This window comes from Ketobacter sp. (assembly GCF_003671495.1).
Lineage (GTDB): Bacteria > Pseudomonadota > Gammaproteobacteria > Pseudomonadales > Ketobacteraceae > Ketobacter.
In genome coordinates this window covers 134,283-145,250 of sequence record NZ_RCHN01000015.1, presented here as the reverse complement: position 1 = coordinate 145,250, position 10,968 = coordinate 134,283, and the positions used below count along the sequence as shown (strand labels likewise).

Annotated in this window: 10 protein-coding genes; 4 read left to right on the top strand and 6 right to left on the bottom strand. The window is 57.7% G+C overall.

The window, feature by feature from the left end; translation table 11 throughout:
• Positions 1 to 73: 73 nt before the first annotated feature.
• Positions 74 to 1,612: a carboxylesterase/lipase family protein gene (locus D9N14_RS07090; RefSeq protein ID WP_290578462.1), complete on the bottom strand. Its 1,539-nt coding sequence runs from the start codon at positions 1,610 to 1,612 to the stop codon at positions 74 to 76.
• Positions 1,613 to 1,777: 165 nt separating this feature from the next.
• On the opposite strand from D9N14_RS07090, the gene D9N14_RS07085 reads away from it, so the two are divergent.
• Positions 1,778 to 2,908: an NADH:flavin oxidoreductase gene (locus D9N14_RS07085; RefSeq protein ID WP_290578460.1), complete on the top strand. Its 1,131-nt coding sequence runs from the start codon at positions 1,778 to 1,780 to the stop codon at positions 2,906 to 2,908.
• Here the strand turns inward: D9N14_RS07085 and D9N14_RS07080 are convergent, their stop codons facing one another.
• A complete protein-coding gene (locus D9N14_RS07080) occupies positions 2,909 to 3,100 on the bottom strand; it encodes a hypothetical protein (RefSeq protein WP_290578458.1) in 192 nt (63 codons plus the stop codon). It lies immediately after the preceding gene.
• 26 nt (positions 3,101 to 3,126) lie between these two features.
• Positions 3,127 to 4,752 (bottom strand): phytoene desaturase family protein, encoded by a 1,626-nt coding sequence (locus tag D9N14_RS07075; RefSeq protein ID WP_290578456.1) that lies wholly within the window; start codon positions 4,750 to 4,752, stop codon positions 3,127 to 3,129.
• A 101-nt stretch (positions 4,753 to 4,853) separates the two neighbouring features.
• On the opposite strand from D9N14_RS07075, the gene D9N14_RS07070 reads away from it, so the two are divergent.
• The gene (locus D9N14_RS07070; RefSeq protein ID WP_290578454.1) at positions 4,854 to 5,411 is read left to right on the top strand and encodes a PadR family transcriptional regulator; all 558 of its coding nucleotides are present in this window, start codon (positions 4,854 to 4,856) and stop codon (positions 5,409 to 5,411) included.
• A gap of 126 nt (positions 5,412 to 5,537) precedes the next feature.
• Positions 5,538 to 6,809, top strand: a complete 1,272-nt coding sequence (locus D9N14_RS07065) for an MORN repeat-containing protein (RefSeq protein ID WP_290578452.1) — start codon at positions 5,538 to 5,540, stop codon at positions 6,807 to 6,809.
• A gap of 85 nt (positions 6,810 to 6,894) precedes the next feature.
• Here the strand turns inward: D9N14_RS07065 and D9N14_RS07060 are convergent, their stop codons facing one another.
• Together D9N14_RS07060 and D9N14_RS07055 are read right to left on the bottom strand one after the other, a co-directional pair.
• Positions 6,895 to 8,118 carry an HDOD domain-containing protein gene (locus D9N14_RS07060; protein ID WP_290578448.1) on the bottom strand — a complete coding sequence of 408 codons (1,224 nt, stop codon included), beginning with the start codon at positions 8,116 to 8,118 and terminating at the stop codon, positions 6,895 to 6,897.
• 151 nt (positions 8,119 to 8,269) lie between these two features.
• The gene (locus D9N14_RS07055; RefSeq protein ID WP_290578441.1) at positions 8,270 to 9,664 is read right to left on the bottom strand and encodes an ABC1 kinase family protein; all 1,395 of its coding nucleotides are present in this window, start codon (positions 9,662 to 9,664) and stop codon (positions 8,270 to 8,272) included.
• Positions 9,665 to 9,910: 246 nt separating this feature from the next.
• On the opposite strand from D9N14_RS07055, the gene D9N14_RS07050 reads away from it, so the two are divergent.
• Positions 9,911 to 10,108 (top strand): hypothetical protein, encoded by a 198-nt coding sequence (locus D9N14_RS07050; RefSeq protein WP_290578439.1) that lies wholly within the window; start codon positions 9,911 to 9,913, stop codon positions 10,106 to 10,108.
• Here D9N14_RS07050 and D9N14_RS07045 read toward each other — a convergent pair.
• Positions 10,105 to 10,944, bottom strand: coding sequence for an MBL fold metallo-hydrolase (locus tag D9N14_RS07045; protein WP_290578422.1), 840 nt, complete (start codon positions 10,942 to 10,944; stop codon positions 10,105 to 10,107). The genes D9N14_RS07050 and D9N14_RS07045 overlap by 4 nt on opposite strands.
• Between the last annotated feature and the right edge of the window lie 24 nt (positions 10,945 to 10,968).

Sequence of the window (10,968 nt, the reverse complement as noted above, 5' to 3'; positions counted from 1 at the left end):
GATTTCAGAAGGATATGCCGTTGCATCCGGTGTGAGCTTCAGGCCATCACTCGAAGGCCTGAAGCTCCGTGGGCTATAGCACCCCTTCCCACAAGGGGGCCGAAGCTGCAAAGGGGTCAGTATGCAGTTGCGGGGTTTCGCCAAAGCACATGACATGGCGGTTTTCGTCGTCAAAGGCGTGCCACTTGCCTACGCCGTCGGTACTGGGGTCCGAAGAGCGGGCAAAGGCGATCCAGCAATTTTGCACAATGGTGCTGAGTTTGGCTGCACCGGGGTCAGCGCCGCACAGGAACTGGGCAGCGGGGGTATCCGTGCAGCCGAATACCAGGGGAATGTCGCTGGCGTGGCAGGCCCCAAAGCCGCCCTTGTCCCAATTGAACTGGAACACGAAGGCGTTGCGGCTGTGCTCACTATGGGCCTCGGCGATCCGCAGGGTGGGAATGCGGAACATGCGATCCCCTTCAAAAGCGCTGTAGATGTCGGCCAGGGTGCTGGAATCCTTTGCGCCCTGCACCACTTTTTCATACAGGTTGGCGGCCCGCTCACCCATGCCCGGCACGCTTTTCTCCAGCAGCGCGATCAGGTCCGATTTTTCCACCTCATGCACATTGCCGGGGGCAAACAGGCCTTCCGTGCCGGGTAAGCTCAGGAACAGGTTCCATTCATCCCGGGTGCAGCCCACCATGATGGGGATGTCCTTGGCGATTCCTTGCTGGATGGCGGACAGCGGAGTCTGCGGCAGGATGCTGCCTTCCACCACCGGCAGCAGGACCATCCCGGTCTGGCGAACCTCCTGGCTGAACGGCCCACGGTTGAAGGACATGCGGGTCAACTTGCGCTGGGCCTTGATGATCTGGTCCGGGCTCAGTTGCCACAGCCGCCCCGGGTTGGCCGGGTCGATATCGGTGATCTCCAGGAACTTGCGGCCGATTTCGGTGGCTTCGCGGCGGGTCAGCACCTGATCGGCGGCCCCACTCTGGATAATGGCCCGCTTGAAGAGACCACAGGCGGCGGGCGTGGCCAGCAGGGTGGCGATGGACATTCCGCCGGCGGATTCACCGAACAGGGTCACGTCCTCTGGGTTGCCCCCAAAGGCCGCAATGTTGTCTTTCACCCAGCGCAGGGCTTCAATCTGATCCAGTAACCCGTTGTTGGCGCTGATGTTGTGCTCGGCGCTGATCAGGTCGTTCAGGTATAAATAGCCCAATGCCCCCAGGCGATAATTGATGGAAACCACCACCACGTCGCCGTTCACTGCCAGATTGCGACCGTTGTAGAGCAGCTGGGAGCCGGAGCCGGTGAGAAAGCCGCCGCCGTGAATCCACACCATCACCGGGCGCTTTTTGTCATCGCAGGCAGGGGTCCAGATGTTCAGGTGCAGGCAGTCTTCGCTGGTTTGGGTAATGCCGAAAAGGGGAATATGATCCTGAGGGGCGGAGTCGCCGAAACGATCGGCTTTGAAGGGTTCATCGAAGGGGAGCAGGGGCTCCGGCGCTTTGAATCGGGAAACCCCGATGGGCTGTTCGGCGTAGGGGATGCCTCGAAATTCCTGATAACCTTCCCGCTGAAGCCCGATGATTTCGCCGCAGGGCGCGTGCACGCTGACCGACATAGAGTTTCCTGTTATTGAGTGTGAATAATCTGTGGTTTTCCTTAATCGCCATAACAGGGTGGTTTCGGCAATATTTGCCCTGTAATTGACGTTTATCCCCTTTCAGCTTGAATGGGGTTCCCTCCTAAAATACTGGCTCCACTCCATTGCAATAGAGAGACAAGCATGAGCCAACTGGCACCGACCCGGTCTGTTTCCACTTTGTTCCGGCCTATCCAGTGCAAAACACTGCAATTACGCAACCGCATCGTAATGGCCCCGATGACCCGTAACATGTCCCCGGGCTATGTGCCCAATGACAAAGTGGTAGCTTACTACCGTCGCCGTGCTGAGAACAACGTAGGGCTCATTATTACCGAAGGCACCACCGTTGGCCAAGTAGCGTCCAACGGCTATGAGGGGGTGCCGGCGTTTCACGGTGAAGAGGCCCTGGCCGGCTGGCAACGGGTGGTGGAGGCGGTGCATGCTGCCGGGGGCAAGATTGCCCCCCAGCTGTGGCATGTGGGTGCGGTGCGTCGACCGGGGGTTGGGCCTGATCCGGACGTACCGGGTATGGGGCCGTCGGGCATTTCTTCAGCGGGCAAGCGTAAAGCTCACGCCATGACCGAGCAGGAGGTGAAGGATTGTATTGATGCCTTTGCCCAGGCGGCGGCGGACGCCGAGCGTATCGGGTTTGATGCCATCGAATTGCACGGCGCCCATGGCTACCTGATTGATCAGTTCTTTTGGGAGGTGACCAACGAGCGTACCGATCGCTGGGGTGGCTCCTTTGCAAAACGCAGCCAGTTCGCCATCGATATCTTGCAGGCAGTGCGCAAACGGGTGAGCCCGGATTTCCCGGTGATCTTCCGCTTCTCCCAGTGGAAACAGCAGGATTATTCCGCGCGTCTGGCGACTACCCCTGAGCAGTTGGAGCAGTTCCTGTTGCCTTTGTCGGAAGCCGGGGTGGATATTTTCCATGCCAGCCAGCGACGTTTTTGGGAGCCCGAATTTGAAGGCTCCAACCTGAATCTGGCCGGCTGGACCAAAAAAATCACCGGCAAACCCACCATTTCCGTAGGTAGTGTCGGGCTGAACGTAGATTTTCTGGACGGCACCCTGGCCCCCAAGCCCATGGACAATATTGGGCAGCGCGGCATTGATGACCTGCTCGAGCGTATGGAGATCGACGAGTTCGACATGATTGCGGTGGGGCGCGCCCTGCTGCAGGACCCTGAATGGGTGACCAAGGTGGAGCAGGGCCGTTTCAACGAGCTGGAAGATTTCGTCAAGGAGTCGGTGGCGAAGCTGTATTGATCAGCCGAACAACATCTGATTCAGCATGCGCCCCGGTGCCAGCGCCCCCAGTGCGGCACCGACGGCGCCCAGATAGGCGCCTACGGCAAAGGCCTTATGACGCCGCAGGTTGCCGGATCGGGCACCCTGCACCGACTTCACTACGCAAAAGATGACCCAAACGGACAACAGGTGGATCGGGCTGTAGCCCAACAACCAACTCCCTGACCTGTAACAGATCAAATGGTTTGCGCTGCACCCAGTGACGTGCTGCCGTCCTCCGCCTGGCGGGCGTCCCACTTCTTCGCCTGCTTGGCGGCATTGGCACCGGACAGAATGGCCCCCACAAAACCACCACCATGACTGCCAAAGGCGGATGCCAGGAACAGTCCGGGTATTGCGGTTCGGGTGGTGGGCGGCTTGGATTGAATGAACGGCGCGTTCTGGGCGAAACCGTAAGTGGCCCCCATGGGGGTGTTGAGGTATTCGTTCATGGTGCGGGCGGTGCCCATTTCATGGAACACAATGTGCTGACCCAGCCCGGGGAACTGGCGGTCCAGGTCCTTGAGCAGGGCTTTTTCCCAGGCGTCCTTCTTGGAGTAATAATCCTCTTCTGACAATGACTCCCAGTTATTCATGTCGTCAATTCCGCACAGCACGGCAAAGTGGCGCCCCTTCTCGTTCATGCCGGTGTCCAGCTTGCTGTAATCGGTGAACACATAACCGGGCATGTCCTTACCCGGCATCTCCGCGAACGCGGTTTTGAAATTGGCGTAATCATTGAAGTTTCGGCAATGCTCCGGCACCACGAAGGTGGCGTAGTCGGTGACGCCGAATTCCCGGGGATCGCGGTCCATTCCAACGAACAACACCCACAAAGCCGGGGAGAGGGGGCGCCCCTCATAGGGTTGCATAAAGGCAGCCTGTTTTGAGTCTGGCAGCATGGCCTGCAGAATATTGGGCGCGGCATTGCCGAAAATCAGGGGCGCAAAGTCACTGCGTGGCAGTTTGTCCTTGGGGTCCCGGCGTTTGCCAATGGTGAGGTTCTTCTCATGGGTTACGCCTTTCACCTGGCCCTGCGCGTCCAGCAGGATGTCGGTGACCGTGCGGCGGATCAGCGCCTCGCCGCCGTTTTCCTTGATGATGTCCACCAGGGCATCGCTCAGCTGCTGGGAGCCACCCTTGATGTAATAGCCACCGCCTTCGTGGTAGGAGCCCTGGGCAATGGCGTAGAACAGGGCCGACAGCTCCTGGGGGCGGTCGCTGTAATAGCCGATATTGGCAGCCAGGTAGAACTTGATGTCTTCGTCGTTTCCAAACAGGTCGTCAAACAGTTGTGACACGGTCATTTTGTTGTATTTGAACATGGCGCGGAACTTCAGCGGCATGATGGGTCCGTTGCGCAGCCACCACCAGCGGGTTTTATTGGCGTTGACGAAGTGGAAAATGTTGCTGCGGACTTCGTGCAGAATCTGGAAATAACGCAGGATGCCGCGTTTGTGTTGGGGGAACAGGCGCAGGGCGGCCGCTTTGGCCTCGTTCCAGCCCTCCGGCATCACCTGCTGTGGCCCACCGCTTTTTTTGACTGCGAAAAAGGTGGGGACCGGCAGGCGCTCAACGCGATCGTCCAGTTTCAGCTGGTGCCACACCTGGGGCAGGAGATCCAGGTGACCAAAGCCGCACAGCTCGTGTAAACCCACTTCGATGTTCAGGTGCTTGCGGTTGTATACGGTGGCGGCACCGCCGAACTTGTCATGGCGCTCAATCACCAGTACACGTTTGCCCTGTTGGGCGTACAGGGCTCCGGCGGTGAGCCCGCCCAGGCCGGATCCAATCACGATGGCGTCGTAGTGGGGGTGCGTCATACTGATCTCCAGGATATGCATCATGTGGCATAGAGGCTATCACCCCTGGTACGCATATGCAACATGAGTCATAATGTGCCACTTGATGACTGAGGTAGAGCATGTCCCTGAAGCACGTTTTATTGATGGTTTTGAAAAAGCAGAGTGCCACCGGCTACGGTATCAATAAATGGTTTGATGGCCCCCTGGGCTACTTTTGGGATACCAGCCATCAGCGGGTGTACCGGGCGTTGGCCAAACTGGATGAAGACGGTTGGGTGCGTTTCGAGGTGGTGCCGCAGCAAGGCAAACCAGACAAGAAGGTTTACCAAATCACCGAGCTGGGGGAGCAGGCCCTGGATCAGTGGATGCGCAAGCCGCTGCCCCTGCCCAAAGTCAACGAGTCCTTCCTGGTGAAACTGTTTGCTGCGGATACTCGCTACCTTCAACCTCTGATGGATGAGGCGAAACAAAGGCTTATTAAGCATAAGGAATTGCTGGCAGCCTACCGTCAGGTGGAGTCCCAATACTTCGCCGACCCGGAGCTGACACCGGAATTCCGCATGATGTACCTGACCTTGCGTCGCGGAATTCTGTTTGAAGAGAGCAGTGTTCAATGGGCTGAAGAAGCCCTGGCGGTGTTGACGGATTTACATGAACACAACAATAAAACTACCTGAATTTGCTTTGATAAATTTCAAAAAACCGGCGTCCTCTGCTATATACTTAGATGTCTTTTTTTATTTACTGATTTGCGATTTTCTCTTTTAAATTCAAATTATTCAGCCTGATTGGATATTAACACGATGAAATTTCGACAGCTTCTGATCTCAGGGTTTGCCTCTGTTCTGTTGTGCTCGACTGTCCTGGCGGCAGGTGTCTATGAGGGGGAGCGTAATGCCTTCAACCGGTTCCACGGCAAAGGCACCTATACGTATACCAACGGCAACGTATACGAAGGCGATTGGGTCGATGGCCGCAAGAGTGGTGAAGGCACTCAGGTCTGGACCAACGGCGAGAAATACGTGGGAGGCTGGAGCAACAACCGTGAACATGGCAACGGCACCAAAACCTGGCCCAATGGTGACTCCTACAAGGGGGAGTGGCTGCAGGGCAAGATGAGCGGTGAAGGTACCTTTACCTGGGCCAACGGTGACGTGTACACCGGCGGTTTCATCGCCGACCAGAAGCAGGGCAAAGGCGTGTTCACCAAAGCCGATACCGGCGTCAAGTATGAAGGCACCTGGATTGATGATCTGAAAGAAGGGGAATTCACCGTCACCATGAAGAATGGCAATGTGGCCCGTGGTGTGTGGAAAGCAGACAAGCCACCGACCCGGGCTACCGTGGTCCTGAAAGGCGGCGATCTTTACTCCGGTCCCGTGCGGGGCGGATACCTGCCTAACGGCAAGGGGTCTTGTACCATCGAAGGCAAACCAACTGCCTGTGAATTCAAATCCGGCGAGAAACTGGAAGTGGCCGTGGTGGCAGCACCGAAACCGGCACCCAAGCCCGCCCCCAAACCGGCACCCAAACCAGTGACGCCTGAGCCCGCCGCCAAGCCCACCGTGATTCCGTTCTCTGATGTGGCGGCCGGTGGTGCAGCAGTGGGTGCTGCTGCCGTTGCAGCGGCTCCGGAGGCCAAACCGGCACCGCCTCCAAAACCCAAGGATCCCCGTACCAAGCGTGGGGTTCGGGCAGATGGCAGCCAGTTTTTCTTCAAACACAATGGTGGTGTCAGTGACAACATTCCTAATCTAAAGGTGGAGAAAAACATCAATGAATTCGGTGCCATGCAGATTTCGGCCAGCGGTGGCGAATTCGAAGTCAGCTTCACCATTGATGAGTATGTGGGCGAAGGCAGCTATGAGCTGAAATACTTCAAGGCTGCCATTCAAAAGAATGGGGAGAGTAAATCCTACCGTACGTCCAGTGCTGAGCCAGGCAAGCTCACCGTGCTGCAGGATGGGAAGGGCATGTTAATCGGCCTGTTTTCTTTCACCGGTTACCCTTACGGGAATGTCGGTGCGGATAAGCAGGTGGTGACCGAAGGCGAGTTTGCCATTCCTTTGAAGTAAACCAAGGTCCGGTTCGGACAGAAAAAGCGCTCCTCGGAGCGCTTTTTTTATGGGTGGGTGGTATGGGTTTAACCTTCGTGGGCGCTCAGGCCACCAGCAGTTGACGGGTGTCCTCCAGCTGGGATTTGGCCTGTTCCATGATGCCGTTGAGAATTGAAGGGTCGTTTTCACCGGGGAACAGGCGCCGGAAGGCGGGCACTTTGCTGAGCTTCTTCATGCGCTCCTCGTCCAGCATCAAATGGTGCAGGTGGGCCACGATCACCAGATCGGCAAAGTCCGCCTCACCCTCATGCTGGTAGCGCCAGTTCTCGGAATGGGTGGCGGTGGCCACCATCTCCTCATTGAAACCCCAGCGTTTGAGGATCACCGAACCCAGCTCCGGCTTGAGTTCGCGGAGGGTCTTCTCCAGTTGCTGGGCGTCTTCTGCCAGGGTCGGGTACTGGTCGGCGTACATCAGAATCGGCACCACGCCAATGTCATGGAGCAGTCCGGCCAACAGGCCCTGATCCGGGTCCAGGCCCCGTACATTTTTAGCCAGAACATAACAGATGGCTGCGATCTCGATGCTGTGCTGCCACAGGCTGTCCATGCGCTGTTTCAAGAGCGGGGCGTTGGCTTTGAACAGTTCTTTCACCGTAAACGTGGTCACCAGTTGCTTGGTGGTCTGCATGCCCAAACGTACGATGGCCTGGGCGCTGGTTTCAAACTCTTTGGTGCCGCGGAACAGCGGGCTGTTGGCGGCCTTAATCAGTTTGGCGGCGATGGAGGGATCGGTGTTCACCGCCTGGGAAATCTTCTTGGCACTGTTGGTGCCTTCGTCAATCATGCGCCGAATGCGCACGGCCACTTCCGGCAGACTGGGCAACACCAGTTTGTTGTTGCGCAGGTCGGCATAGATGTCCAGCAGCAGCTGCTTGTCTTCCGGCTGTTCCTCTCGCAGTACTCGCCGCACTTCGAAGCTGTCCCCGGGCGCTTCCTGCAGCAGGGCTTTCAGGGCTTCCCGTTCCACCTGCAGAACCTGGGCGTTGGAATGGGCACGGACGTGAAAAGCGCGCGGGCGTTTATGGGCCACTGGCCCCTGGGCGTCGGGGCTGCCTGCCACAATGGTTTTGATGCTTTGGGTTGCCGGATCCTGCAGATCCAGCTCCCCCGCCAGTAAAAAATATTCAAACGGATCGGATGAGCCCGCTTCCACAATCGAATCACCGGGTCCAAGACGCAGCGTTTCACTGTTATGGATCAGGACGATAAGCTGCTCGTCGCTGAGATGGCGCAGTAATTCAAATTGCTTCAGTTGTTCCGTGTCCATGATGGTCTGTCGTCGGCTGTCGGGTATCTATTCAGTATAGAAACGGAATGGCCGGGGTGGGGGGATCTGCTGAAACTTTGTGACGGAATTCCGCCGGTGGGCGAATCCGGTTAGGCGGCTCCGGGCCTGCGTGAACCCGGAGCCCGTTCGGTCAGTTGCTCAGGATGTAAGGGGAGAGCACATCGTAGCCGCGGATCTCCGCTTTCAGGACCGACATGAAGGTATAGGCCCCCATGATCTTGCGCACCAGGAACATCAGCTCCCGGGGCGGGATGGTGAAATGACGGTTGGCTCCCGCAGCGGACAGCCCGGCTTTCATGCTGAGGCGGGCCGGCAGGTTGCTTTCACCCCATTTGTACTCAAGCTGGTCGTTCAGCAGATAGGACGGCGGCGGGAAACGCTCCGGATCGGCAAAGGGTTCAATGGCCATAAAACACAGTTGTGCCAGGCCGCGCTTGGCGTCCATGGGGGTGTCGGGCCCGAACAGGTGGAGGGCGCTCAAGCCTTCCAGCAACAGGGCTTCATCGTGCAGAAAGGCGGCCTTCACGATCTTGCGGCCCGGCTCCAGGGTCTTGTCGGAGAACTCCCTGACCGCACCAAAATCCAGTAATACCACCTGATCCGGTTGCTCTGCTCCGTCACCCAGGCGCACAAAGTAATTACCGAAATTGGGGTCAGTCTGCATTTCGCCCCACAAAAATACCTCTTTCCAGCACAGATCCAGCGCGGTGCGGCAGATGGCATTGCGCCGTGCCTGGGGCAGGGCTTTGGTCTCCGGAGCGTCAATATCCAGGCCCGGTTCGAAAGAGGTCGCGATGACCCGATTGCTGCAGAACTCCTCGTAGATCTTGGGCACGATAAAGCGGGGATCATCCTGCAGGCGCTCGCGGAACAGCTTGGTTTTCTCCCGCTCGTGGTTGTAGTCCACTTCCCGGTACATCATTTCCCGGATTTCCTGGAACCAGGATTCGAATTCCTCGGTGATAGGAACAATCTTCAGCATGCGGATCAGGCTTTCCACCGCGCCGAGGTCGCTGTCCACCGCTTCCGCCACGCCAGGGTACTGAATTTTCAGGCAGATCTGTTCCCCGGTCGCTTTGATGACGGCTTTGTGCACCTGGCCAATGGAGGCCGCCCCCAGGGGCGACTCCTCAATTTCCAGCAGTGCCAACTTCTCTGCCCCCAGCTCATCTTCCAGTTCTTCATAGATGGTGGTCCATTCCAGCGCGGCGGTATTGTCTTCCAGCGTATGCAGAGCTTCGGTGACTTCCACCGGCAGGAAGTGCTCGCCGTACAGCGCCATCATTTGGCCGATCTTGACGATGCTGCCTTTCAGTTTGCCGATTTCCTCTGCCAGGTAGTGGGCCTGTTTGGAGAGGATGGCCTTCTGGCGGTCGGCCCGCTCTTCCTTGCGGGTGAACATGTTCCCGGCGGACTGTGCCGCCAGCATGGTTCCGGCCACAAAGCCCGCTTTGGCCATACTGAAGCGCCGCTCAAATGCGCCGGTTTTCACTCGCTTGAGCGTGGTTTTGGGTTTTTCGGACATTGAACACCTTACTGTTGTGGCTGCCGGAGACGGCAACCAACCCCCTGAATGGTCTTGATCCACCCATGTGGGCGGATTCGCAATGGCGGACGATATTAACGCAAATCGGCATTGATTACATTTGCCATAGTGTACAGCCCGGGCTGATCCACCATGTCATTGCCATTCTTGCCCGTGGCTGAGTGAGCGGTTAAATTGTGCTATATCTCAAGAGTCAGCGGGCAAGCACAGAGGAGATGGCCAGGCGTGGCGGAAGATAAGGATTCAGAAAACGTGGTGGAGTTCGGCAGCGCCCGGGAACGGGTGGTGCATGAGCGCAAAGAACAGGCGGCCAAAGACCTGCGCAAGCAGTTCCAGAAAGCGATGGGGTGGAATAGCTGGCCCAAAACCAAAAAGCCGTCCGGCAGCAAAGGCCCCAAACCCAAAAAAGGCAAGAAGCGTTAAATTTTCTGCCAGATGCCGTCAGATTCGCTGACGATCTTCTCTTTTAGCAGCTTGTCCAAGTGTGCCTGCAGGGAAAAGCGGGCAATCGGGTGGAGGAACTCCGGCACATCGTCATACACCGCGGGGGTCAGGGTATCCAGATTCGCGGGCCCGGTTTTCGCCATCCCTTCCAATACCTTGTGTTCCCGCATCAGGCGGTGCTGGATCAAGCCCTCAATCACGTCCAGGGGATGCTCCATGCGGTTGCCGTGCGCCGGCGCCAAATGCCGTAGTGACAGGTTTTTCAATTTGGCCAGGGAATCCAGATAGGCTTTCATATCGCCATCCGGCGGTGCGATCACCACGGTGGAGCCCTCCATGATGTGGTCACCGGTGAACAACACCTGCTCCTGTTCCAGATAGAAACACAGATGATTGCTGGCGTGCCCGGGGGTATGCACGGCCCGCAGGGTGAAGTCATCGGACTGGATGTAATCTCCTTCCTGCCAGCATTGGTCGGGGCTGAAGCTGGGGTCCTGGGATTGCGGGTTGTTGGCTGGCATGCCGATCACCAGCGCATCGGTGGCTTGCTGCAGGGCCACTGCGGCGGGGGAGTGGTCCATATGGGTATGGGTGCAGAGAATCCACTGAATAGTGGCGTGGGCATCTGCAGCGGCCTGCACAATGGCGTTCACGTGCTCGGGTATGGCCGGGCCCGGATCGATTACGGCCCAGGCGTCGGTGCCCACGAGGTAGGTGTTGGTGCCCGGTCCGGTCATGATGCCCGGATTGGGGGCCGTAATACGTCGAATCAATGGTGACAGCACGATGGTTTCACCGTGTACCAGCTTGCTCATAGTGTCGCCTTTTTGAATGCTCGA

Coding starts and splice junctions, on each gene's coding strand:
- D9N14_RS07060 (WP_290578448.1), bottom strand. CDS start 8,118: ATGGACACGGAACAACTGAAGCAATTTGAATTACTGCGCCATCTCAGC.
- D9N14_RS07065 (WP_290578452.1), top strand. CDS start 5,538: ATGAAATTTCGACAGCTTCTGATCTCAGGGTTTGCCTCTGTTCTGTTG.
- D9N14_RS07075 (WP_290578456.1), bottom strand. CDS start 4,752: ATGACGCACCCCCACTACGACGCCATCGTGATTGGATCCGGCCTGGGC.
- D9N14_RS07045 (WP_290578422.1), bottom strand. CDS start 10,944: ATGAGCAAGCTGGTACACGGTGAAACCATCGTGCTGTCACCATTGATT.
- D9N14_RS07070 (WP_290578454.1), top strand. CDS start 4,854: ATGTCCCTGAAGCACGTTTTATTGATGGTTTTGAAAAAGCAGAGTGCC.
- D9N14_RS07090 (WP_290578462.1), bottom strand. CDS start 1,612: ATGTCGGTCAGCGTGCACGCGCCCTGCGGCGAAATCATCGGGCTTCAG.
- D9N14_RS07055 (WP_290578441.1), bottom strand. CDS start 9,664: ATGTCCGAAAAACCCAAAACCACGCTCAAGCGAGTGAAAACCGGCGCA.
- D9N14_RS07085 (WP_290578460.1), top strand. CDS start 1,778: ATGAGCCAACTGGCACCGACCCGGTCTGTTTCCACTTTGTTCCGGCCT.